The sequence below is a fragment of the Achromobacter spanius genome, from assembly GCF_002966795.1.
Taxonomy (GTDB): Bacteria; Pseudomonadota; Gammaproteobacteria; order Burkholderiales; family Burkholderiaceae_B; genus Achromobacter; species Achromobacter spanius_D.
Window position 1 is genome coordinate 3,478,637 of record NZ_CP023270.1, and the last position, 22,437, is coordinate 3,501,073.

At 66.8% G+C, this 22,437-nt stretch carries 21 protein-coding genes; 12 read left to right on the forward strand and 9 right to left on the reverse strand.

All coding sequences use genetic code 11. The features are described from left to right. Positions 1-187: 187 nt before the first annotated feature. From CLM73_RS15590 to CLM73_RS15600, 3 genes are all read left to right on the forward strand, one after another. Positions 188-2,182: a ribonucleoside triphosphate reductase gene (locus tag CLM73_RS15590; protein WP_105239200.1), complete on the forward strand. Its 1,995-nt coding sequence runs from the start codon at positions 188-190 to the stop codon at positions 2,180-2,182. Positions 2,183-2,276: 94 nt separating this feature from the next. Further along, positions 2,277-2,459 carry an anaerobic ribonucleoside-triphosphate reductase gene (gene nrdD, locus CLM73_RS15595; protein WP_105239201.1) on the forward strand — a complete coding sequence of 61 codons (183 nt, stop codon included), beginning with the start codon at positions 2,277-2,279 and terminating at the stop codon, positions 2,457-2,459. Then, a complete protein-coding gene (locus tag CLM73_RS15600) occupies positions 2,425-3,252 on the forward strand; it encodes an anaerobic ribonucleoside-triphosphate reductase activating protein (RefSeq protein WP_199778152.1) in 828 nt (275 codons plus the stop codon). The genes nrdD and CLM73_RS15600 overlap by 35 nt, the downstream gene beginning before the upstream one ends. Here CLM73_RS15600 and CLM73_RS15605 read toward each other — a convergent pair. Next, positions 3,243-4,661 (reverse strand): PLP-dependent aminotransferase family protein, encoded by a 1,419-nt coding sequence (locus CLM73_RS15605; protein WP_105239202.1) that lies wholly within the window; start codon positions 4,659-4,661, stop codon positions 3,243-3,245. The genes CLM73_RS15600 and CLM73_RS15605 overlap by 10 nt on opposite strands. 130 nt (positions 4,662-4,791) lie before the next feature. Here CLM73_RS15605 and CLM73_RS15610 point away from each other — a divergent pair, with 130 nt between their 5' ends. The 4 genes from CLM73_RS15610 to CLM73_RS15625 all read left to right on the forward strand — a co-directional run bounded on the left by CLM73_RS15610 (position 4,792) and on the right by CLM73_RS15625 (position 9,300). Next, positions 4,792-6,081, forward strand: coding sequence for a hydroxymethylglutaryl-CoA reductase, degradative (locus CLM73_RS15610; RefSeq protein WP_105241556.1), 1,290 nt, complete (start codon positions 4,792-4,794; stop codon positions 6,079-6,081). 69 nt (positions 6,082-6,150) lie between these two features. Continuing rightward, complete coding sequence (locus CLM73_RS15615) at positions 6,151-6,636, forward strand: hypothetical protein (protein ID WP_105239203.1); 486 nt, start codon at positions 6,151-6,153, stop codon at positions 6,634-6,636. Next, on the forward strand, positions 6,633-8,018 hold the full coding sequence (locus CLM73_RS15620; protein WP_056561799.1) for a tripartite tricarboxylate transporter permease: 1,386 nt from the start codon (positions 6,633-6,635) through the stop codon (positions 8,016-8,018). The genes CLM73_RS15615 and CLM73_RS15620 overlap by 4 nt, the downstream gene beginning before the upstream one ends. 124 nt (positions 8,019-8,142) lie before the next feature. Beyond that, a complete protein-coding gene (locus CLM73_RS15625) occupies positions 8,143-9,300 on the forward strand; it encodes an NAD(P)H-dependent flavin oxidoreductase (RefSeq protein WP_105239204.1) in 1,158 nt (385 codons plus the stop codon). Between the two features lie 12 nt (positions 9,301-9,312). Here CLM73_RS15625 and CLM73_RS15630 read toward each other — a convergent pair whose 3' ends face one another. Continuing rightward, a complete protein-coding gene (locus tag CLM73_RS15630) occupies positions 9,313-9,981 on the reverse strand; it encodes an HAD family hydrolase (RefSeq protein ID WP_105239205.1) in 669 nt (222 codons plus the stop codon). 120 nt (positions 9,982-10,101) lie between these two features. Then, positions 10,102-11,304, reverse strand: coding sequence for a CynX/NimT family MFS transporter (locus CLM73_RS15635; protein WP_105239206.1), 1,203 nt, complete (start codon positions 11,302-11,304; stop codon positions 10,102-10,104). A gap of 106 nt (positions 11,305-11,410) precedes the next feature. On the opposite strand from CLM73_RS15635, the gene CLM73_RS15640 reads away from it, so the two are divergent. Continuing rightward, positions 11,411-12,322, forward strand: coding sequence for a LysR family transcriptional regulator (locus CLM73_RS15640; RefSeq protein WP_105239207.1), 912 nt, complete (start codon positions 11,411-11,413; stop codon positions 12,320-12,322). Here CLM73_RS15640 and CLM73_RS15645 read toward each other — a convergent pair. Both CLM73_RS15645 and CLM73_RS15650 read right to left on the reverse strand, forming a co-directional pair. After that, positions 12,313-13,113, reverse strand: coding sequence for a DUF169 domain-containing protein (locus CLM73_RS15645; RefSeq protein WP_105239208.1), 801 nt, complete (start codon positions 13,111-13,113; stop codon positions 12,313-12,315). The two genes, CLM73_RS15640 and CLM73_RS15645, sit on opposite strands and share 10 nt — an antisense overlap. A 43-nt stretch (positions 13,114-13,156) precedes the next feature. Continuing rightward, on the reverse strand, positions 13,157-14,074 hold the full coding sequence (locus tag CLM73_RS15650) for a LysR substrate-binding domain-containing protein (protein WP_105239209.1): 918 nt from the start codon (positions 14,072-14,074) through the stop codon (positions 13,157-13,159). Between the two features lie 143 nt (positions 14,075-14,217). Between CLM73_RS15650 and CLM73_RS15655 the strand changes: the two genes are divergently transcribed. The 4 genes from CLM73_RS15655 to CLM73_RS15670 are packed head-to-tail and all read left to right on the forward strand — an operon-like array spanning position 14,218 to position 16,748. After that, the gene (locus tag CLM73_RS15655) at positions 14,218-14,967 is read left to right on the forward strand and encodes an SDR family oxidoreductase (RefSeq protein ID WP_105239210.1); all 750 of its coding nucleotides are present in this window, start codon (positions 14,218-14,220) and stop codon (positions 14,965-14,967) included. A gap of 43 nt (positions 14,968-15,010) precedes the next feature. Continuing rightward, positions 15,011-15,568 carry a GNAT family N-acetyltransferase gene (locus CLM73_RS15660; RefSeq protein ID WP_105241557.1) on the forward strand — a complete coding sequence of 186 codons (558 nt, stop codon included), beginning with the start codon at positions 15,011-15,013 and terminating at the stop codon, positions 15,566-15,568. A gap of 29 nt (positions 15,569-15,597) precedes the next feature. Beyond that, on the forward strand, positions 15,598-16,086 hold the full coding sequence (locus CLM73_RS15665) for a DUF6882 domain-containing protein (RefSeq protein WP_105239211.1): 489 nt from the start codon (positions 15,598-15,600) through the stop codon (positions 16,084-16,086). Beyond that, on the forward strand, positions 16,083-16,748 hold the full coding sequence (locus CLM73_RS15670) for a site-2 protease family protein (protein WP_105239212.1): 666 nt from the start codon (positions 16,083-16,085) through the stop codon (positions 16,746-16,748). The genes CLM73_RS15665 and CLM73_RS15670 overlap by 4 nt, the downstream gene beginning before the upstream one ends. Positions 16,749-16,774: 26 nt before the next feature. On the opposite strand, the gene CLM73_RS15675 is transcribed toward CLM73_RS15670, so the two are convergent. From CLM73_RS15675 to CLM73_RS15690, 4 genes are all read right to left on the reverse strand, one after another. Beyond that, the gene (locus CLM73_RS15675; protein ID WP_105239213.1) at positions 16,775-18,763 is read right to left on the reverse strand and encodes a TRAP transporter large permease; all 1,989 of its coding nucleotides are present in this window, start codon (positions 18,761-18,763) and stop codon (positions 16,775-16,777) included. Further along, complete coding sequence (locus CLM73_RS15680; protein ID WP_105239214.1) at positions 18,760-19,383, reverse strand: TRAP transporter small permease subunit; 624 nt, start codon at positions 19,381-19,383, stop codon at positions 18,760-18,762. Before CLM73_RS15680 ends, CLM73_RS15675 begins: the two co-directional genes overlap by 4 nt. Positions 19,384-19,507: 124 nt before the next feature. After that, on the reverse strand, positions 19,508-20,635 hold the full coding sequence (locus CLM73_RS15685) for a TRAP transporter substrate-binding protein (protein ID WP_105239215.1): 1,128 nt from the start codon (positions 20,633-20,635) through the stop codon (positions 19,508-19,510). Between the two features lie 267 nt (positions 20,636-20,902). Continuing rightward, on the reverse strand, positions 20,903-22,426 hold the full coding sequence (locus CLM73_RS15690) for an amidase (protein ID WP_105239216.1): 1,524 nt from the start codon (positions 22,424-22,426) through the stop codon (positions 20,903-20,905). Positions 22,427-22,437: the final 11 nt, after the last annotated feature.

Sequence of the window (22,437 nt, forward strand, 5' to 3'; positions counted from 1 at the left end):
GCCGCGGGCGCCGGGTGCGCGGCCGGCGCCGGGCTCGGGTGCGACCGATCGCCGCATTGCGCAATTTCACGCCGGTTTTCGGCCATTTGATGCGGGTCAACCGGCATCCATATCCGGCCAAAACGGCGCGGTTTCAGCACCATATGTGGTGGTAGAGTTTGCGAACTCCACTACATATGGTGCCAACATGGACATCCAACACATCCTCAAGCGCGACGGCCGCGTCGTTCCATTCGATAGCGAGAAGATCGCGCAAGCCATGGCGGCGGCGGGCCAAAGCACCGGGGAGTTGGACCTGCAAGGCGCACGCGCGCTGACCGGCACAGTCATCGCAAAGCTGGACGGCAATGTGTGCCCCGGCGTCGAAACCATCCAGAACCGCGTCGAAGACGTGCTGGTCCAGGCCGGCCACTGGCGCACGGCGCGCGCCTACATCGTCCATCGCGAGCAGCACGCCCGCCTGCGTTCGCTGCGCCACACGCTGGTCGACGTCGAAAGCGCCATGGAAGAGTATCTGGAACAACGCGATTGGCGCGTCAACGCCAACGCCAACCAGGGCTACAGCCTGGGCGGCCTGATCCTGAACGTCGCCGGCAAGGTCACCGCCAACTACTGGCTCTCCAACGTTTTCACGCCGGAAGCCGGCCAGGCCCACCGCGAAGGCGACATCCACATCCACGATCTGGACATGCTCAGCGGCTACTGCGCCGGCTGGTCGCTGCGCCAGTTGCTGACCGAAGGCTTCAACGGCATCCCCGGCAAGGTGGAATCCACGCCCCCGAAGCACATGTCCGCCGCCATCGGCCAGATCGTCAACTTCCTGGGCACGCTGCAGAACGAGTGGGCGGGCGCGCAGGCCTTCAGTTCGTTCGACACCTACATGGCGCCCTTCATCCGCCGCGACGCAATGACCTACGCGGACGTCAAGCAATCCATCCAGGAACTCATCTTCAACCTGAACGTGCCCAGCCGCTGGGGCACACAGACGCCCTTCACCAACCTCACGTTCGACTGGACCTGCCCGGCCGACCTGAAGGACCAGATCCCGTACGTGGGCGGCGAGGAAATGCCGTTTTCCTACGGCGACCTGCAAGCCGAGATGGACATGATCAACCGCGCGTACATCGAGGTCATGATGGCCGGCGACGCGAAGGGCCGCGTGTTCACGTTCCCCATTCCCACCTACAACATCACGCCCGATTTCGACTGGGACCACCCCAACACCGAGCGCCTCTTTGAAATGACGGCGCGCTACGGCTTGCCGTACTTCCAGAACTTCCTGAACTCGGACCTGGAGCCGCACATGGTGCGCTCCATGTGCTGCCGCCTGCAGCTCGATTTGCGCGAACTCCTGAAGCGCGGCAACGGCCTGTTCGGTTCGGCCGAGCAGACCGGCTCGGTCGGCGTGGTGACCGTCAACTGCGCCCGGCTGGGCCATACCTGCCGTGGCGACGAGGAGCGGCTGATGGCGCGCCTGGACCACCTGCTGGCACTGGGCCGCGACGTGCTGGAAACCAAGCGCAAGGTCGTGCAGCGCTACATCGACCAGGGCCTCTACCCCTACACCCGCCGTTACCTGGGCACGCTGCGCAATCACTTCAGCACGCTGGGCGTGAACGGCATCAACGAGATGATCCGCAACTTCACGGACGACGCCGACGACGTGACCACGCCCGCCGGCCATGCGTTTGCCGTGCGCCTCCTGGACCGCGTGCGCCAGCGCATGACCGAATTCCAGGAAGAAACCGGCCACCTCTACAACCTGGAGGCCACGCCGGCCGAAGGCACGACCTACCGGTTCGCCCGCGAAGACCGCAAGCGCTATCCCGGCATCCTGCAAGCGGGCACGGACGCCCAGCCCTACTACACCAACTCCAGCCAGTTGCCGGTGGGCTACACGGACGATCCCTTCCACGCGCTGCAACTGCAGGAAACGCTGCAAAGCAAGTACACCGGCGGCACGGTGCTGCACCTGTACATGAACGAAGCCGTCTCAACGGCCGAGGCCTGCAAGCAGCTCGTGCGCCGCGCGCTCAGCAACTTCCGCCTGCCGTACATCACGGTCACGCCCACGTTCTCCATCTGCCCGAATCACGGCTACCTGGCCGGGCACCACGAGTTCTGCCCCAAGTGCGACGCGGAACTGCTGGCCAAGCAATCGGCTTGCTGCACCCCGGCGTAGCGCTGCCGGGATCCGGGGTGGCGCGCAACCTTCCGGCGCGCGCCGCCCTTCACCCGCCGGGCAAGCGTCCGGCATCACTCTCCGAGGAAAACCTATGCAAACCTTGATCGCTCCCGTCGCCACGTCCGCTCCCGCCGTCCAACTGGACGACAGCCAGCGCGTGCGTTGCGAAGTCTGGACCCGGGTGATGGGCTACCACCGCCCGGTCTCTTCCTTCAACACCGGCAAACAGGGCGAATTCAATGAGCGCCGCTTCTTCGTCGAACGCAGTGCCTGAAGGCGGATCGCTTCAGGGCAACTCGCAGGCCGGCGGCGCCGGCCGGCCCGCCGCCCAGGCCATTCGCCTGCTGACGGATCGGCCGGCCTATGCCGCACCGCCGCAGCCGGTCATCCAGCCCCTGCCCCGGCACTCGCCCGCCGTGGGCGGGCTGGTGCCTTTTTCCACCGTCGACTGGCCCGGCCAGTTGGCGGCGGTGGTCTTCATTTCGGGCTGCCCGTGGCGCTGCCACTATTGCCACAATACCGAGCTGCAAACGCGCGCCGCCCGCTATGACTGGCGCGAAGTCCGCGCCTTTCTCGAAACCCGCAAGGGTCTTCTGGATGCCGTCGTGTTTTCCGGCGGCGAGCCGCTGAGCGAACCGCGCCTGCCCGCCATGATCCGCGACATCAAGCGCATGGGATACCGCGTGGGCCTGCACACTGCAGGCATCTACCCGCTACGGCTGGCCGACGTGCTGCGCCATCTGGACTGGGTGGGCATGGACATCAAGGCAGATGCCAAGGGTTATGACGACATCACGGGCCGGCGCGATTCCCAGCGTCCGGCGCTCGCGTGCCTGACGCAGTTGCTGTCCGCCGGGCTGGATTTCGAATGCCGCATCACCTGGCATCCCGACTGGCTGGACGAATCGCGGTTGATGGCACTGGCGCGGGAACTGGCCAGACGCGGCGTGCGCCGCTTTGCGGTGCAGGCCGCGCGCGCCGCCCCAGGCGCGCCGGTCGCGCGGGCCCTCAGCAACCAGGCGCAGGCCGAGCTGCGGCAGGCTTTTCAGGAATTCACCTACCGCTGATCCAGATGCGCAGCCAGGGTGGCGTGGAACCGCGGCGACACCACGGCGCCCACATTGCAGCGGGACCACGGCGACACCGCCGTGGGATCCACGCTGAACACGCGACCCGGCGCCATGATGACCTTCTCGGGCATCAGCGCCGCGGCCAGCGTCAGCGAATCGGCTACGCCAGGAAACGCGGACCACAGGTACAGCGAACTGGTCGGACGCGCGAACACCTGCGCGCCCAGCGAATCCAGCACCTGCAATGCCTGTCCGGTAGCGGCCTCCAGCCGCTGGCGCAAGCGCACCAGATGCCGCTCGTAATGGCCTTCGCGCAGCATCACGTCCACCATGCGCTCGCAATACTCTGAGCTGCTGACATGCACCAGCGCCTTCAGATCGGCCAGGTCGCTCGCCAGCGCGGCGTTGCAGGCAATGAAACCCACGCGCAACGCCGCCGAGAAAGACTTCGAGAAGCTGCCGATATAGATGGTGCGCTCAAGCTGATCCAGCGCCGACAGCCGGACTGACGACGTGGGCTTGAAGTCCGCCAGCGGGTCGTTCTCGACCACCATCAGGTTGTAGCGCTCCGACAGTTGCAGGATCTTGTAGGCTTTGGCCGGCGACATATCCGAGCCGGTGGGATTATGTGCGATCGACTGCGTGAAAAAGAGCCGCGGCTTTTCGCGCTGCAGCAACGCTTCCAGCGCGACGACGTCCGGCCCGTCAGGCAGGCGCGGCACGCCCAGCATCCGCACCCCCGCGAGCTTCAGCTTGCCAAAGAGCGGGTAGTAGCCGGGGTTGTCCACCAGCACCGTCGAGCCCGGTGGCAGGAAGTAGCGGATCACCAGGTCCATCGCCTCGTTGGCGCCATGCGTCAGCACCAGTTGCGACGGCGCGGTGTTGATGCCCACGTCGCCCAGCTTGCGGACCAGGCTTTCGCGCAGCGGCGCATAGCCGAAGCGGCTGCCGTAACGAAACAGCGCGCCCAGTCCCGTGCGCACCACCTTCTGGTGATAGCGGTCCATGCGCATGTCGGCCAGCCACTCCACCGGCGGAAAGCCGTCGCCCACGGCGACTGCATCGGGCTGGGTCTTGAGCTGTTCACGCATCAGCCACACGATGTCCATCGCCCGGCTCAACTGCCCCGGTTCTTCGTCCGCGACCGGGCGCGCGTGATCGACGTCCAGCACATAAAAGCCCGAGCCGCGCCGGGGTTCGACCAGCCCGCGCGCCACCAGCATTTCAAAGGCCACCACCACCGTGTTCTTGGCATAGCGATGCAATTGCGCCAGCTCGCGCAAGGACGGCAGCTTGTCACCCGCGTGATAGACGCCGTCGGCGATCTGCTGGCCGATCAGGTTGGCCAGGCTCTCGGCAATGGGCGCCGCGCGCTGCGGCCTGCCCGGCGGATTGGCGTCTTCCACGTTGCGATCCCCGTCTTGTCGTTGCCAAAATTGGTGCAGTGCGATGGTACTGTTTGCCCAAACTGTACCTCTGAATAGCGGTACAGTTTACCTAGAATCTGGCCACTCGATTCTTATACGGAGACACGCCATCGTGGCCGATTCACGCCTGCCCAACTTCCGGGCCCTCACCCCCGCCCAACGCCTGGCCTTCATTGCCGACGCCGCCTCGCTCACCGCCGAAGAGCGCCAGCTGCTGGCCGAGCCCGGCGCGCTGAGTCTTGCCCGCGCCGACGGCATGATCGAAAACGTCCTGGGGACGTTCGAGCTGCCGCTGGGCGTGGCGGGCAACTTCCAGGTCAACGGGCGCGACGTGCTCGTGCCGATGGCCGTCGAGGAACCGTCCGTGGTGGCCGCCGCCTCGTTCATGGCCAAGCTGGCGCGCGAAGGCGGCGGCTTCGAGACGTCCAGCACCCGCCCCCTCATGCGCGCGCAGGTCCAGGTTCTGGGCCTGACCGACCCGCATGGCGCGCGCCTTGCCCTGCTGCGCGAACGCGACCGCATCCTGACGCTGGCCAACAGCCGCGACAAGGTGCTGATCGAACTGGGCGGCGGCTGCCAGGACATCGAGGTCCACGTGTTCCCGGATACGCCGCGCGGCCCGATGATCGTCATGCACCTGATTGTCGACGTGCGCGACGCCATGGGCGCCAACACCGTCAACACCATGGCCGAAGCCGTGGCTCCGCTGGTCGAGGAGATCGTCGGCGGCTCGGTCCGCCTGCGCATCCTGTCCAACCTCGCCGACCTGCGGCTGGCCCGCGCCCGCGTGCGCCTGACGCCGCAGACGCTGGACACCAAGGAGCGCAGCGGCGCCGAGATCATCGAAGGCGTGCTGGATGCGTACACGTTTGCCGCCATCGACCCGTACCGCGCCGCGACGCACAACAAGGGCATCATGAACGGCATCGATCCGGTCATCGTGGCCACCGGCAATGACTGGCGCGCGGTCGAGGCCGGCGCGCACGCCTACGCCGCCCGATCGGGCCGCTACACGTCGCTGACCCATTGGGAAAAGGACACGTCGGGCGCGCTGGTCGGCTCCATCGAAATGCCCATGCCCGTAGGCCTGGTCGGCGGCGCCACCAAGACCCATCCGCTGGCGCGGCTTGCGCTCAAGATCATGGACGTGCGTTCGGCGCAGGAGCTGGGCGAAGTCGCCGTGGCTGTCGGCCTGGCGCAGAATCTGGGCGCGCTGCGGGCGTTGGCCACCGAAGGCATCCAGCGCGGCCACATGGCGCTGCACGCCCGCAACATCGCGCTGGTGGCCGGCGCCACGGGCGCGGAAATCGACGAGGTCGCCAAGCGCATGGCCGCGGAGAAGGACGTCCGCACCGACCGCGCGCTGGCCTTGCTGGAGGAACTGCGCGCGTCCCGATAACCCGCACGGCCAGTACCCGAGGCGGCGCCGGTCACCCCGCGCGCCGTCCGATAAACACAGGAGAGAGACATGAAACAAAGCCCTCAGGCGCCGTCCACGCGCCTGGCTGAAGTCTGGAGCGACACCGTGGATCTCAGGCATCTGGCCTGGGCCATCGGTATCGGCATCACGGTCAGCGTGGCCGGCTTCTTTGCCGCCAGCCGCTGGCTGCGCGGCGTGGTGGCATCACCCGAGCTTGCGCACGCCTACGCCATGCTGGCCGGGCTGGCCGGCTGCGTGCTGGCCGGCGTGATCTGCGCCCGCCTGTTCCCGCCCAAACGCGAGGTCGTCGAGCACAGCGCCACGCACGATCCGGCCTGGCGCGCCGAGGTGCTGGCCGAGCTGGCCGAGCAGCCCGGTGGCCTGGGCACGTTGGCGGACCTGCCCGACGCCGTGGTGCGCGAGCTGAAGGAACTGGACCTGTACGACCTGTTCGCGCAGCCCGCGGCGCCCGCCCCCGCCTCTTCCGCTGCCGCCGAACCCCGGCGCGGCGCCGCCAAGGAGGCGCTGGCATGAGCCCCGAACTGCTTGAACAAATCATGGTGGCCGCCGGCATGGGCCTGCTGGGCGCGGTCGTGTTTGCGGCGATCGGCCTGGTGTCCGGCACCGACGAAACCACGACGCTCGCGCCGCTGACGCTGCTGGTTGTACTGCTGGGCGTGCCGCCCGCCGGTGTCTTCACGTTCTTTCTGGCGGGTGCGGTGGCCAAGCACATGACGCACGCCGTGCCGACTGCGCTGCTGGGCATCCCGGGCGACACGCTGGCTACACCGCTGCTGCAGGACGCGAACATGCTGCGCAAGCTGGGCGTGCCGCACATTGCGCTGCGCAAGATGGTGTCCGGCGCCATCGTCGCCGCCTTCGTCGCCGTGCCGCTGGCGGTGCTGTTCGCCGTGCTGCTGGCTCCGTTCGGCGCCGCCATCACCAAATCCGCCCCCTGGATCTTCCTGGCGGCCGCATTGCTGATCGCGTATTTTTCGGCAGGTCGCTGGGCGGCCGTGGCGCTCCTGGTGCCGTTCGTCATGGTCATCATTGCGCTGCAAAGCCTGACGGCCAAGTACGGCGTGAAGCTCAGTATCAGCTACTTCCTGGGCATCGCCATCGGCCCGCTGATCGCCGACCTGTTCACCGTGCTCTCGCCCCAAGGCCGCGGCAAGATGATGCGCGACAAGGTCCGCACGTTCTCGCTGGCGCCTGACGTGAAGGGCTGGTCGGGCTACTTTCCGAACCCGCTCAAGGTCATGGACCGGGTGCAGACGCGCTGGACGCTTGCCACGGCGGCCGTGTCCAGCGCCACCTTCGTGTTCAGCCCGGTTGCCATGACCGTCGTGCTGGGCGAACTGGTGGGCTCGCGCGTCAAGCACGCCTATCACCGGCTGACGACGGTGCTCAGCGCGCGCAACGGCGTGACCGAGGCCACCTATATTGCCGAGGCGCTGATTCCGCTGATCGCCTTCGGCCTGCCGCTGAGCCCCGTGGCGGCCGGACCGGCCGCGCCGCTCTTTAACGCGCCGCCCCGCTTCACGGTGGATGCGGCAACAGGCCAGACGCACAACCTGCACAATCTGCTGAACCACTGGGAATTCCTGGGTTACGGCATGCTGGCGGTGCTGCTGGCGGCGGTGGTGTCGTACCCTTTCGCCATGAACTTCGCGCGCCGCGCCGCGCTGTTCGTGTCGCGCCGCGTCAGTCACGAAGCCATCATTGCCACGTTTGTCGGCCTGATCATCGTGATCAGCGTCTGGGAAGGCCAATTCCTGGGCCTGCTCGTCATCCTGACCATGGGCCTCATCGGCGGCCTGCTGTCGCGCCTGTTCGGCTTCAATACCGGCGTGCAGTTCATGGGCTACTACACCGCCGTGCTGTCCGTGCCGGCGATCATCAAGCTGGCTACCTAAAGCGTGACGGATGGGCGGGGCCTTGTTGCCCCCGCCCATTGCCGCGCGACTTGATTCTTCGCAAGGCGGCGGTCACCACCTTGCTCTAGCCTCTGCTCTCTTGACCAGAGGAAAGACTCATATCATGACGTGGTTCAAATCACTCACCCTCGCCGGACGCGAGTTGCTGCCCATCGTGCAGGGCGGCATGGGCGTTGGCGTATCCGCCCATCGCCTGGCCGGCGCGGTTGCCAGCCAGAACGCCGTGGGCACCATTGCCAGCGTCGATTTGCGCCATCACCACGCCGATCTCGTGGAAAGAACCGAAAAATGCAACGACCGCGACACGATCGACACCGCCAACCGTGAAGCCCTGCATCGCGAAGTGCGCGCAGCGCTCGACACCGCGCAGGGCCGCGGCCTGGTGGCGGTAAACGTCATGAAGGCCGTGCGCGACCATCCCGCGCTGGTGCGCCAGGCCTGCGAAAGCGGCGCCGAGGCCATCGTCATGGGTGCGGGCCTGCCGCTCGACCTGCCTGAAATGACGGCGGACTTCCCCAAAGTGGCGCTCGTGCCGATTCTTTCCGAGGCCCGCGGTGTTGCTGCCGTGCTGAAGAAATGGATGAAAAAGGGACGACTGGCCGACGCCGTCGTCATTGAACACCCCGGTTACGCGGGCGGCCACCTGGGCGCGGCGCGACTCGACGACCTGCACAGCGAACGCTTCGACTTCAAAAAGGTGCTGGCCGATTGCCACGCCCTTTTCACTGAACTGCAACTGGGCCGCGACGCCCCCCGCCTGATCGTCGCAGGCGGCGTCGGCAGCCACGATCAGGTCCGCCACTGGCTCAGCAACGGCGCCGATGGCGTGCAGGTCGGCACCGCGTTCGCCGTCACCCACGAAGGCGACGCCCACGAAAACTTCAAGCGCGTCCTGATCGACGCCGACCCCGCCGAACTGGCGGAATTCACCAGCGTGGCCGGTCTGCCGGCACGTGCGGTCAACACTCCGTGGCTGACGCGCTACCTGCGCCAGGAAGGCACGCTGCAGGCCAACACCCGCGCCGATCCGCGCCGCTGCAGCCAGCGCATGGACTGCCTGACGCAATGCGGCCTGCGCGACGGCATCGCCAAGTTCGGCCAATTCTGCATCGACTTGAAACTTGCGGCCGCCATGCGCGGCGAAGTCAGCCGCGGTCTGTTCTTCCGCGGCGCATCCAAACTGCCGTTCGGCAATGCCATGCGTTCCGTGCGCGAACTGATGGACTACCTGCTGCACGGCGAGATGCCCGCAACGGCGTAAGCGCAATGCGCTTCAGATGATCTCCGGCAGCCGCCGCAGATCGTCGATCACTTCAAAGGCGCCCTCGTCCAGCAACCGCTGCCGCTGCTGCGGTCCGTTGTGCGAGGCGCCCACGAATCCCACCGCCCGCATGCGCGCCGCACGCGCGGCACGCACACCCGGCACGCTGTCCTCGACCACGACGCAATCCAGCACCGCGGCCCGCATCTGCCGCGCCGCATACAGAAAGACGTCCGGCGCCGGCTTACCCTTGGCCACCTGCGCCGTGCTGAACACATGGGGCGCAAACGTCTCCCACAGACCCACCATCTTGAGCGCGGCCTCCAGCTTGGCCGGCATGCTGCTGGACGCGACGCACAGGTCCAGCCCACGTTCCTTCAATACCTTCAGCGTCTCGTGCACGTGCGGCAAGGGGCGCAGCTCGGTGCGGAACGTGCGTTCCAGCCGGTCGGCATATTGGCGCGCGAACTCATCGGGCAACGAGCAGGCATGCTCTGCCTGCAGCGTGCGCCACATGTCCGCATCGGGAATGCCGGCGAAACGTAGCGCGGCCTCTTCGGGCGTGATCGCAATGCCGTGTTCGGCCAGGGCGCTGGATTGGGCGCGCGCAGCGATGATTTCGCTATCGATCAGGACGCCGTCGCAGTCAAAAATGACCAGGCGCGGGGCGGACGTGTGCATGTAACCTCCAACGTGTTTGTCCGCACCATAATAGGCCAGCGCGGTTACCGCGCCGTTCCCGCCTGATGACCGACGCCGGGTGACCGACGGCGCCATGCGCGCGCGGGCTTCTGGGCCTTGTCAAGGATTCGTGCCCTCGACCCGCCGCAGCCGCCAGGCGACGAGGACGCCCGCCAGTCCCGCCGCCGCCACGATGAACGACGCGGAGGTCCAGCCGAAGCGGTCGATGGCGCCGCCCACCGCCACCGGCCCGATGACCTGGCCAAGGTTGCTGCCCTGCATGACCAGCCCCACCGACGCCGCGGTCAGCGCCGGGCGCGGGGCCACCAGCGGCGCGGTGCCAAGCAGCGTGGCCGGGATCAGGCCGCCGACGGCCGAGAACAGCACGCACAGCAGAAAGGTGGTCATGGCGGGCAGCGCCGAGCCGAAGATCAGTAGCGACACGGCCGCCATCACCGCGCTGGCGCAGGCGATCAGCGTGGACCGCCGCCACCCGCGCGCAAGCAGCACCCCCGCGCCCAGATTGCCCACCACGTTGGCGGCGCTGGCGATGGCGCTGTACAACCCGGCCGCCGCAAGCGTCAGCCCCAGTTGCTCCATGAGCAGTACCGGCAGGAACGTGAACAGCGCGAAGAACATCAGACTGTAGAGGGTGAACGACAGCGCCAGCAGCATCGGTCCGGCGGCGCCCATGGTGTCGACGGTGTCCTGGCGCAGCCCCTGCCACGACAGGGCGGCGCCGCCAGGTGTGGGTGGCGCCAGGACGACGATGCTGGCAAGCGCCACGCCCGCGGCGATGCCGGCGCACCACCAATAGGCGTGCCAATCGTCGAACGCCTGCGAGGCGAGCATCGCGATCGCCATCCCGGCCGGCATGTAGCAGCTCCAGAGCGCGAAGGCGAAATCGCGCCTGCCGCCGGTGACGATGCGCTGCAGCGCGGCGGGACCCGCCACCGTGATCATCAGGAAACCCAGTCCCTCGATCACCCGCGAGCCGAGCAGCACGCCATACCCGGGCGCCAGCGCACCGGCCGCGGTGCCCGCAGCCGTCGCGGCCAATCCCAGGATCAGCATGCGCCGGGCGCCAAAGCGCGCGATCACCCCGCCCGCCGCGATGCCGCCCACCATGCCCAAAATCGAAAACACCGCCGTCAGCGTGCCGATGGACGCGAGGTCCAGCCCCATGTCCTTGCGCAGCAACGGCGCGGCGATGATGACCTTGCCCACTTGCAGCGCCGCCACGACGCCCGCGCCCACGATGGCCAGCACCGCGCCCCAATGACCCTGCGCCACAGTGCCCGCCGAACCTTCAACCTTGTCCATCCCGCCCTCGCTCTCGCCACGATTCCGGCATCATGCCGTGCAAAACCGATCCTGCGAAGTGATAACCTTTTGACGATCTTGATCGAACAAATAGATCACTCACCCCATGATCGATGCGCTCACCCTTGACCAGCTGCGCGTGTTCGCCGCCGTCGCGGACACAGGCAGCTTCCGCGCCGCCGCCCGCCGTCTGTCCCGCGTACAGTCCGCGGTCAGCCACGCCATCTCCAATATGGAGGCGCAACTGGGCGTGCCGCTCTTCGACCGCACCGGCCATCGTCCCGTCATGACGCCGCAGGGTCAGGCGCTGCTTGCGAATGCCCGCGACATCCTGCTGCGAGTCGATGCAATGCGCGCCCGGGCGCAGGGCCTGGGCGAAGGCGTGGAGCTGGAACTTTCGCTGGTGGTGGATACGCTCTTTCCGATCGAAAGGGCTGGCGCGGCGCTGGCCCACATGCGCGCGGCGTATCCCTCGGTGGCGATGCGCGTGTCGGTACTGCCGCTGGGCGGGCCGGTCGAAGCGTTGCTGGCCGGCACGCACACGCTGGGCATTCTTGCGGGCGAGCATTTCCGGCATCCCCGCATTGCGGTGCAGGCGCTTGGGGCGATCCAGATGGTGGCCGTCGTCGGCGCTTCGCATCCCCTGGCGCAGACCGCGCGCGCTGGCCGGACGCTTAACGCAGCGGACCTGGCGGATCACCTGCAGATCGTGCAATCCGATCCCTCGCGGCTGTCGGAAGGCCGCGACTTTGCCGTGCTGTCCCCCCAGACCTGCCGCGTCAGCGGCCAGGACACCAAGCACGCGCTGATTCTGTCCGGGCTGGGCTGGGGCCGGCTGCCGCTCTGGCAGGTGGAGCGCGATCTGGCCGAGGGCCGCCTGCTGCGCGTACCCGCCGCCAGCCTGGGCCGCGACAGCCAGATCACCACCGAAACCTATCTGGCGCACCGCATCGACCAGCCGTTGGGTCCGGCCGCGCGCACCCTGGCCGCGGCGCTGCACGCCGGCATTCAACCCTGAGTCTTGGGCGGCTGCGCGTAGCTCACCCCCATGCCCGCGCGCACGTCGTTCTGGATGCCATACGGCGCGATGGGATAGCGCAGGCCATTGGCCGCCAGCGCCTTCATGCCTTCGATGGCAATCGGCAGATAGCGCGGGGGCAGCGCCATGAGCATTTCGTCGTCGGGCACGCCGCCATAGCGGCGTTCGGCGAAACAGGGCAAGGACAGGCTTGGCTCGCCGGTGGCAAGCGCCCTGCCCCAGGAGTCCGCACAGGCCGTTTCCCCCACGACGCTCCAGTCAAAGCGCCGGTAGTTCTTCCATTGCAGGCCATTGATCAGGATGATCATCTGGCCGGGGGTCGCGTACACGAGGCAGATGTCCGGCGGGTCGAGGCGCCCGTTCGCCAGGGGCGATACGACCATGGCGCGGTACTTGCCCGCCGGCACACAGGTCAGCGCCTCCTGGCGGGCCCGGGCATCGGCTTCGGTCGCGTGCCAGACGCCCACATATTCCTTGCCGCGCTTCCAGTCTTCGTCCTGCGGCCCCAGTCCGATGACGGCGCGGCATTGCGCGCCGACCAGATCATCGCCCGTAATACCGACCGTCCAGCCCAGCCGCGCCGCCATGCCCACGATCTGGTCCGTGGTGTGCGTGGCCTTGGGCCGGCGCAGGCCCTTTACCCCTGCCATGTCGGCTTCGTGCTCGTAGAGCTTCATGCCGATGACGGTGGTCTTCAGCCGCAGCAGCCGGTTCAGGTCGTCGACCAACGATGCCCAGTCGAGTGGGGTTTCCTGTCTTGTCTCTTCCATGTTCGTCCTTTGGACTGTTGTAGGCGGTCAAGACTACAACGCGTCAGGCGAACCCGTCGATGCCTCGCATCAGCGCCGCCCCCATGCGCGGCTGGCGCAACTGGTCCAGCCACCAGCGCAGCGCCCGCCCGTCGTGATCGCCGCGCCACGCGAGGTACAGCAGGTTGGGCTCGCGCGGCGTCTCGGTGGCCATTTCCACCAATTCGCCCCGCGCCAGCAGCGAAGCCACGCGTTGGCGCGGCACCCAACCCACGCCCAGGCCTTCGCGTTGCGCCAGGATCTTGGCGCGCATGCTGGGCACGGCCAGCGTGGCCTGCCCGCCGACCCTGCCATAACCGCGCGCCGACGAGCCGCGCGCCGTGTCGGCAACGACGACGGCGCGATGCTGCTGGATCTGGTCCTGGCGCAACGGCCCCTTTGCCTTGGCCAGCGGATGGCGCGGTGATACGGCAAACAGCCATTCCATCTCGCCCAGCGCCGCCCATTGCAGGTTCGGCATGGTCTGCGGTTCGTTGGTCGCGCCCACGATCAGGTCAGCCCGCCCCTCGCGCAGCGCTTCCCACGTGCCGCCCAGCACCTCGTGCGTGAAGCGCAGCCGGACGCCCGATTCCAGTTTGTCGAAGGCCTGGATCAGCGGCGCCATCAGTTCGAATTCCAGGATCTCGTCGCTGACGATGTGCAGGCGATCTTCCCAACCGCTGGCCACCTGCCGCACGCGTTGCGTGAGCCGGCTGACATCCTGCGCCAGCCGCGCGGCTTCGTCCGCCAGCAACTGGCCGGCGGGCGTCAGCTGCAAGCGGTAGCCGCGGCGGTCGAACAACAGGGCATCGAAGCGTTCCTCCAGTTGCCTCGCCGCGTGCGACACGGAAGACGGGGCCTTGCCCAGCCGGGCGGCGGCTCGGGACAAGCTGCCGCTGTCGCGGATGGCTTCCAGCAACGCGAGTTCATTGGGGGTCAGCATCGCGGGATCCACCTATCGGTTTATACGTTCCAGACCAAACATGTTCGGTTTTATCGAACGTATTCATGCGTCAGATCGTACGACAAACCACGGGGCAAGGCGCAACATGGCTACACCTCACCTCCACACCAAAGGAACCCGTCATGAACCGCTTTGAACAGAAAACCGTCCTCGTCACCGGTGGCACCAGCGGCATCGGCCTCGCTGCCGCCCAAGCCTTCGCCGCCGAAGGCGCCCGCGTCATCGTCACCGGACGCGACACCGCGGCGCTGGAAAAGACCCGCGCCACCCTGGGCGGCAACGCGCTGGCCATTCAGAACACCGCCGGCGCACCCGGGGCCGCCGCCGCCCTGGCCGACGCCCTGTCATCGGCAGGCGTGCGCCTGGACGCCGTCTTCGTGAACGCGGGCATCGCCAAGTTCGCCACACTCGCCGACGCCACCGAAGACCTGTGGGACCAGACGTTCGACACCAACGTCAAGGGCGTGTTCTTCCAACTGCAGGCGCTGGACCCCTTGCTCAACACGGGCGCGTCCATCGTGCTCAACGGGTCCATCAATGCCCATATCGGCATGCCGGCCTCGTCGATCTACGCGGCCAGCAAGGCGGCGCTGATCTCCCTGGCGAAGACGCTGTCGGCCGAATGGCTGCCGCGCGGCATCCGGGTCAATGTCGTCAGCCCCGGACCGGTCGCCACGCCGATCTACGGCAAGCTGGGCCTGGACGCCGACACGCTGGAGAAGACCGCCGCCAGCATCCAGGCGCAGATTCCGCTGGGCCGCTTTGGAACGCCGCAGGAGATCGCGGCGACCGTGCTGCACTTGGCCGCGCGCGAATCGGCCTTCATCGTGGGCACGGAGATCATTGCGGACGGTGGCATGAGCCAGCTTTGAGCCGGCGCCGGGCCGATGGCCGGGCAGTGCTAGGATGGCGCCCATGGCATCCATCCTGCATGCACACCCCATCGGCCCCGCCGTCCGCGAACGCGACAATTGCCCAACCGTGACACTGCGCCGGTTCAACGTCGCTGACGTGCCGATGCTGCTGTCCATGGAGTCCGATCCGGAAGTGATGCGCTACAGCACAGGCGTGAAAGCCGCCGACGATTCGAGGCGCCGCGAATTGCTTGCCTGGCTTGATGAGCCCGTGACCGAGATCGGCCATTGGGTAATCGACGCGAACGGCACTGCCGTCGGCTGGGTCAGCCTGACGCCGCTTGGATCCACGGGTCGAATTCAGCTTGCCTACCGCCTGTGCCGATCAGCTTGGGGACAAGGCATCGCGACTCAGGCCAGCGCGCAAGTGTGCGATTACGCATGGCGGACGCTAGACGTGCCAGAAATTGTCGCAGTGATCTGGCCGGGCAACGACGCGTCCGTGCGCGTCGTAAAAAAACTAGGCTTTGCGTTCGCCGGGCGAGAGCACCACTACGAGCGAGAGACCGACGTTTACGTCCTGCTGCGTCCAGACGCGGAATCTGGCCTATCATACTGACCCCATTTAATTCTTACGGCAGACCCCGCATGTCCGACACCACCACGCCCTTCGACGTCCAGACGTATATCGCCCAAAGCATGGAAGGCATGCAGGCCGCCACCACGGCGCATTGCGCGACCTGGCACCTGGACGAGGCCGAGCAATGGTCGGTGGATATGGATAGCGGCCTGATCGTGTTCCAGCTTCCGGGCGGCATCGTCGCCACCGCGCCGGTGCAGATCATCGGCACGTCCAACAGCGAAGATGGCAGTTTCCTGTGGGGCTGGGACCATCCGTCCGTGCCTGCCGAGCTGGCCGAGCACGCGCAACTGGCGCTGGCCTTCGGGCGGGCGCATGGGCTGCCCGCTTACACCGAGCGCAAGGTCGATTGCGACGACGCCCAGGCCTGGGAGTTCACCGCTGTCGCGATGCGTCTGGGCGAAGCCTCCGGCACGTATCGCGCGCAGGCGTCCGAGACGGCGCATGTGTGGATGACGTTCGGGAAAGTGTCGCTGGCCAAGGCGGATGGCGAATGACGGTGGCGTCAGGGGCCATCGGCCTGTTGCTGGCCGTTGCCCTTTGTGCGCTGGTGCATGTGACGGTGATGGCCTTCGCGGGCCGCGCGCTGGGCGTGGCGCTGGACGAACTGTCGTTCGGGCTGGGGCCGCGGCTGTTGCGCGCAGGCAAGCTCAGCATTCGGCTGCTGCCCGTCGGCGGCGCGGTCCGTTTCCAGACGGCGGACGACGCGGACGTTGACCCGCAACACCTGGAAGCGCAGCCGCTCTGGGCGCAACTGTTCATCGGCGCATCCGGCTGCTTCGCGCTGATCGCGCTGGCGTGCGCGCTGCTCGGCGGAATGGTTGGCGTACAGGCGCTGGTGGATGGATTCGCGAACATCGTCAGCGGCGCGCTGTCGCCGCTGCACACGGCGCAGGCGCTGCTGGCCCGTGTGGATACCGCCGCGCACGGTCTGCCCTTCCCCATGTTGCTGGGCCTGACCGCCGCCACGACGGCCGCGCTTAACCTGCTGCCTTTGCCGGGCGCGAACGGCGGCTATCTGCTGGGCGCGCTGGGGAAAAGCGCCGGCTTGAGCAAGCACTGGCCGGCTTCCCTCACGCAGATCCTGCTGCTGGCTTATATGGCGCTGGCCGCGTCCTGGCTGGTCGCGGCGGTGGTGTATCTCAGCAACGGTGTCTGACACCCGGTGTCAGACACCCACGCGCCTTACCGATACAGCACCGTCGGCAGCCACATGCCGATCGCCGGGAACATGTACAGCAGGAAGATCGCGACCACCTGGATTCCCATGAACGGCATCATGCCCATGAAGATCTGATTCAGCGTCACGTGCGGCGGTGACACGCCCTTCAGGTAGAAGGCCGACATGGCCACCGGTGGGGACAGGAACGCGGTCTGCAGGTTCAGCGCCACCAAGAGCCCAAAGAACAGCGGGTCGATGCCGAACGTGTTGAGCAGCGGCACGAAGATCGGCATGAAGATCACGATGATCTCGGTCCACTCCAGCGGCCAGCCGAGCAGGAAGATGATGATCTGCGCCAGCAGCAGGAACTGGATCGGCGTCAGGCCCAGCGACAGCACCCATTCCTCGATGATGCGCTGGCCGCCCAGCAGCGCGAACGCCGCTGAAAAAATCGACGATCCCACGAACAGCCAGCAGACCATGGCGGTGGTCTTGGCGGTCAGGAACACCGATTCGCGCAGCACCGGCAAGTTCAGCCTGCGATACGCCAGCGCCAGCAGCGCGCCGCCCATCGCGCCCATGGCGGCAGCTTCGCTGGGGGTGGCCAGGCCGAAACCGATCGATCCCAGCACGGCCGCAATCATCACCGCCAGCGGGAAGAACGACGCCATCAGCATCTTGAAGATTTCCAGCCGCGCCCACGTCAGCGCTGCATAGAAGACCGCCAGTATCACCGCGCACACGCCCGCGAAGATCCAGAAGCCGGTGGGCGTGGGCTTGCGGGCGTCGGCCGTGTCGGGTGCGGCCTGCTGCGCAGGCGCGGCCGCGCCCGCCGGCGGCTGGGCAGCAGGCGTGCCCGGCGGTTCGCTCAAGCCCGGCGCGGCGGGCGCGCTCCCCGGCGGTTCGGCGAGTTCATTGGACGGCGGTTCGGGCAGATCGTTTGACGGCGGCTCGGCCAAACCGTCCACGGGTGGTTCGCTCAATCCGGATCCGGAATCGAAACCGCCGGAACCCAATTGCAGTTCTGCCGGAATCTCATATTCCACGACGGGCTTGGTCAGCGCGTGATGCACCACCGCCAGCATCAGCACCGTCACCAATAGCGGTGTCAACGCCATCGCCATGTTGCGCGTCAGATAGCCAAACGACACCGCGCTGTTGCGCCGGCCCTTGAACATGGCGGCCAGCATGCCCGACACGGCGCGCGTGTAAGGGCCTGCCGCCAGCGCGGCCGAGCCGGGCGAAAGCGGCACGCCGCGCTCGCTCTCGGGCAGCGGCGGCGCCATGTCGGGCCGCACCTTGGCCACGATGATCACGTACAGCATGTACAGGAAGGCCAGCATGATCCCGGGAAACAGCGCGCCGGCATACAACTGCACCACCGACACGCCCGTGGTGGCGCCATACACGATCAGCATCACCGAAGGCGGCAGCAGGATGCCCAGGCAACCGCCCGCCGTGATCGAACCGGCCGTCAGGCGCACGCTGTAGCCCGCCTTCAGCATGGCCGGCATCGCCAGCAGCCCCATCAGCGTGACGACCGCCCCCACAATGCCCGTCGCCGTCGCGAAGATCGCGCAGGTCGCCAGCGTGGCCACGGCAAGCGCACCCGGCAAACGCGCCAGCGCCAGATGCATCGACCGGAAGAGCTTTTCGATCAGGTTGGCGCGTTCGACCAGATAGCCCATGAACACGAACAGCGGAATCGAGATCAGCGAATCGTTGGTCATGGTGGCGTACGTGCGCTGCACCATCAGATCCAGCGTCTGGCCCAGGGACCGCCCCGGGTCCGAACTCTGCATGTAATACGCCAGGAACGTGAACAGCACGCCCATGCCCATCAACGTGAACGCGGTGGGAAAGCCCAGCATGATCGCCACCACGATCAAGGCCAGCATCAGCAGCCCGATATGACCGGTGGTGAGGTTGTCCCACGGCGTGAGGAACGCGATCATCAGGAGCACCAGCGCGATGCACGACAGGCCGAACCACAATGCCTTGTGGATTTTCATCGCTGGGACTCCCCGGATTTGACGTAGCGATCGAGCTTGACGATGTCTTCGTCCTTCACGTGCACCATCTCCTTGAGCTTGTCGACGTCCACTTCCTCGACGTCCTCTTCACGCGACGGCCACGCGCCCTGCTTCAGGCACAGGATGCAGCGCATGACCTCGGCCACGCCCTGCAGCAGCAGCACCGCGCCGGCGGCGGGAATGAAGGCCTTGAATGGATAGATCGGGGGCCCGTTGGCCATCAGCGAGGAATGCTCGCGGATGGCGATGGAATAACCGGCGTAATACCAGCCGGCCCACACCAGCGCGATGACGCCCGGAAAGAAAAAGACGATGAAGAGCAGCAGGTCCAGTCCGCCCTGCACGCGCGGCGGCAGAAAGCCGTACAGGATGTCCCCGCGCACGTGCCCGTTCTTGGCCAGCGTATACGCCCCGGCCATCATGAACAGGATGCCGTAGTACATCATCTGCAGGTCGAACGCCCAGGCGCTGGGCTGGTTCAGGATGTAGCGTGCCGCGACCTCCCAGCACACATGCAGCGTCAGGACTACGATCAACCAGGCAAAGGTCTTGCCCACGAAGGTGGAGATGCGATCTATGAAACGTATGATTCGGATCATCGAAGGTCCTGGAGTCGGACCCGTTCATGCCGCCGCACACCTGCCGGCAACGCGCACGGGCCCTGGACGCATGGCGAAACGCCGCGCGCCGGCAAGCGGCGCGCGGGTGCGGCACAAGTCGGCGTCAGGCCTGCTTGGTGCTGCGCGAGAAGTAGTGGTTGTAGGCCATGCGATGATTGACCGTCGTGTCGCCGTGCCAGCGGCCCACGCGCTCGGCGAATGTCCGCTGCGAGTCCAGCACCTTCTTGAAGAGCGGGTTTTCAGCCGACCGCTTGGCGATCATGTCGTCCCAGATCTTGAGCTGCTGTTGCAGGATCGCGTCCGGCGTCTTGTAGAACTTGACGTTGTGATCCTTCTGCAGCTTGATGTAGTCCTGCGAATACCGGTTCGCCGCCTTCCAGGACATGTCCGCGCTGGACGCCTGGGCCGCGTAGCTCAGGATGTGCTTCAGGTTGTCCGGCAAGGCGTCGTACTTGGCCTTGTTGAACATCACCTCGAACTGTTCCGCGCTCTGGTGAAAGCTCTGCAGCATGCAGATCTTGGAGACGTCCTGGAATCCCAGCGCCAGATCGGAAGACGCGTTGTTGAATTCCGCGCCGTCCAGCAGGCCGCGGTCCAGCGCCGGCACGATTTCACCGCCCGGCAGCGCGTTCACGGCCGCGCCCATCGCGGTATACATGTCGATGGCCAGGCCCACGGTACGGAACTTCACGCCCTTGACGTCCTCGACCTTGGTCACCGGCCGCTTGAACCAGCCGAACGGCTGGGTCGGCATCGGCCCGTACATCAGGGACTGCACGTTCACGCCCATGGCCTTCTGGATCTCGACCAGCAGCTCCTTGCCGCCGCCGTATTCGTGCCAGGCCAGCAGCATGTTGGCGTCCATCCCGAAAGACGGACCCGACCCCCACAGCGCCACCGCCGTGTTCTTGCCGTACCAGTAGGCCACCACGCCGTGGCCGCCATCCAGCGTCCCGGCCGACACCGCATCCAGCAGGTCGAACGCCTTGACCACGGCGCCCGCGGGCAGCACTTCGATCTTCAACTGGCCGCCGGCCATCTCGTTGACCTTGTTGGCGTAGTCGCGCGCGAATTCGTGAAAGATGTCGTTCGCGGGCCAGGTGCTTTGGAAGCGGAAAGAGATGGGCGCGTTCTGCGCCTTGGCGATGGCGGGAAATCCTAGCGCCGCGACCCCCGCGGCGGCTGCGCCAGAAATGAATTTGCGGCGGCGGGGCTTTGTAACGTGTTGCATGGCTTGTTGTCTCCTGGGGTGGACTACATGGACCAGCGTGTTGTTACTACGGCTGCAAGGGTGTGGCACAGATTGGCTGCGGCGAGCCATCCAATGCCGGTTGATGCGTCTGATGCGCAACTTTGGAGTGATTAAACCTGCCTGACAAACGGCTGACAATCAGCTTTTAGTCAGGAATTACCCTAGAAAACGGACTAGCCCGAAATAGCAAAAGGCCAGCAGACCGCATGGCGCGGTGTGCTGGCCCGGTAGGTAAACAGGCGCGAATTACACGGCCGACACCGCGCCCGCTTCTCCCCCGCCCTGCAACTGTGGCGGCGAAGTCACGATCGACGTCAGCGCCGGTTCTGCCGGACGCAGCGCGGCCAGATCCGGCCGCGGACGCCGCAGGATTTCCGTTCCCGCAAACGCCTGCTCCATCGCCTGCGCCGCGGCCAGGACTTCGCGGTCTCCACGAAAGCGGCCCACGATCTGCAGCCCGAACGGCATGCCCTGCGCATCGCGTCCGCACGGCAGCGTCAGCGCCGGGTGCGTGGTCAGCGTGACCACGTATGTCAGTGCCAGCCAGCGGTAGTAGTTCTCCTGCGCGACGCCGTTGATCTTGTCCGCGTACAGCTGCGTCCACGGGAACGGCGAGACCGGCGTGGTGGGCGAAAGGATGAGGTCGTAATCGTCGTACGCGCGCTGGAACCGCTTGATCAGGCGCGTCTGTTCGGCCTGCGCCCACGCGCAGTCCTTCAGGCTCATCGCCGCGCCCATCTCGAAGTTGGCGCGGGTGTTGGGACCCAGGCTGGACGGGTCCTTCTCGTAGGCGTCGCGCATGCCGGCCACAAAGGCTTCGGCACGCAGCACGTCAAAGCACCGATGGGCCTCGCCCACGTCCAGGTCGATTGGATCGCAGGCGGCAAACAGATGCCGCATGGCGGCGATCTTTTCGCGGAAGGTGGCGCGGATGCCGTCGTCCACGTCGCACGCGCCGAAGTCTTCGGTGTAGGCCACGCGCAGCGAGCCCAGGTCGGCGACGCCGGGATTCAGGAACTGCAGGGGGTCCAGCGGATAGCTGAGCGGATCGCCGGCATGCATGCCTGCGGACGCGGCCATCTGCAGGCAGGCGTCGGCCACCGTGCGGCCCATCGGCCCGACCACCGAAATCGGCGTCCAGCCCAGCGGCTTGCGCACGCTGGGCACGATGCCGGGCGACGGCCGGAATCCGACCACGCCGCACTTGGATGCGGGAATGCGGAGCGACCCGCCCGTGTCCGAACCCGTGCAGACCGGCAGCATGTCGGCGGCCAGCGCCGCGGCCGAACCGCCCGACGAGCCGCCGGCATTCAGGTTCGGATTGAACGGGTTGCCCGTCGCGCCCCACACCGTGTTGCGCGAGTTGGCGCCCGCGCCCATTTCGGGCACGTTGGTCTTGGCGGCGACGATGGCGCCGGCGCGGCGCAGGCGCGCCACCAGCTCGATGTCCTCGTCGGGCACGTGCCCGCGATACAAGGGCGAACCGTACGTGGTCAGCACACCGGCCGTGGGTTCCAGATCCTTCACCCCCATCGGCAGGCCGTGCAACAGGCCCAGCGGTTCGCCCGCCATCACGGCGCGCTCGGCGGCGCGCGCCTCCGCCCTGGCCCGCTCGTAGGCGGTGGCGGTCACCGCGTTGATGTACGGGTTCACGGCCTGGATGCGCGCAATGCAGGCTTCCAGCAATTCCACCGGCGAAAGCTGGCGGGCGCCGATCATGCGCCGCAGCTCGACCGCCGTCAGGGATACCAGGGTGTCGTCCAATGCCATCGTCGTCTTCC

Bases quoted from the DNA above. Each gene is read 5' to 3' on its own strand.
- CLM73_RS15590 (WP_105239200.1), top strand. From the start codon at position 188: ATGGACATCCAACACATCCTCAAGCGCGACGGCCGCGTCGTTCCATTC.
- nrdD (WP_105239201.1), top strand. From the start codon at position 2,277: ATGCAAACCTTGATCGCTCCCGTCGCCACGTCCGCTCCCGCCGTCCAA.
- CLM73_RS15600 (WP_199778152.1), top strand. From the start codon at position 2,425: ATGAGCGCCGCTTCTTCGTCGAACGCAGTGCCTGAAGGCGGATCGCTT.
- CLM73_RS15615 (WP_105239203.1), top strand. From the start codon at position 6,151: ATGAAACAAAGCCCTCAGGCGCCGTCCACGCGCCTGGCTGAAGTCTGG.
- CLM73_RS15620 (WP_056561799.1), top strand. From the start codon at position 6,633: ATGAGCCCCGAACTGCTTGAACAAATCATGGTGGCCGCCGGCATGGGC.
- CLM73_RS15625 (WP_105239204.1), top strand. From the start codon at position 8,143: ATGACGTGGTTCAAATCACTCACCCTCGCCGGACGCGAGTTGCTGCCC.
- CLM73_RS15630 (WP_105239205.1), bottom strand. From the start codon at position 9,981: ATGCACACGTCCGCCCCGCGCCTGGTCATTTTTGACTGCGACGGCGTC.
- CLM73_RS15635 (WP_105239206.1), bottom strand. From the start codon at position 11,304: ATGGACAAGGTTGAAGGTTCGGCGGGCACTGTGGCGCAGGGTCATTGG.
- CLM73_RS15640 (WP_105239207.1), top strand. From the start codon at position 11,411: ATGATCGATGCGCTCACCCTTGACCAGCTGCGCGTGTTCGCCGCCGTC.
- CLM73_RS15645 (WP_105239208.1), bottom strand. From the start codon at position 13,113: ATGGAAGAGACAAGACAGGAAACCCCACTCGACTGGGCATCGTTGGTC.
- CLM73_RS15650 (WP_105239209.1), bottom strand. From the start codon at position 14,074: ATGCTGACCCCCAATGAACTCGCGTTGCTGGAAGCCATCCGCGACAGC.
- CLM73_RS15655 (WP_105239210.1), top strand. From the start codon at position 14,218: ATGAACCGCTTTGAACAGAAAACCGTCCTCGTCACCGGTGGCACCAGC.
- CLM73_RS15660 (WP_105241557.1), top strand. From the start codon at position 15,011: ATGGCATCCATCCTGCATGCACACCCCATCGGCCCCGCCGTCCGCGAA.
- CLM73_RS15665 (WP_105239211.1), top strand. From the start codon at position 15,598: ATGTCCGACACCACCACGCCCTTCGACGTCCAGACGTATATCGCCCAA.
- CLM73_RS15670 (WP_105239212.1), top strand. From the start codon at position 16,083: ATGACGGTGGCGTCAGGGGCCATCGGCCTGTTGCTGGCCGTTGCCCTT.
- CLM73_RS15675 (WP_105239213.1), bottom strand. From the start codon at position 18,763: ATGAAAATCCACAAGGCATTGTGGTTCGGCCTGTCGTGCATCGCGCTG.
- CLM73_RS15680 (WP_105239214.1), bottom strand. From the start codon at position 19,383: ATGATCCGAATCATACGTTTCATAGATCGCATCTCCACCTTCGTGGGC.
- CLM73_RS15685 (WP_105239215.1), bottom strand. From the start codon at position 20,635: ATGCAACACGTTACAAAGCCCCGCCGCCGCAAATTCATTTCTGGCGCA.
- CLM73_RS15690 (WP_105239216.1), bottom strand. From the start codon at position 22,426: ATGGCATTGGACGACACCCTGGTATCCCTGACGGCGGTCGAGCTGCGG.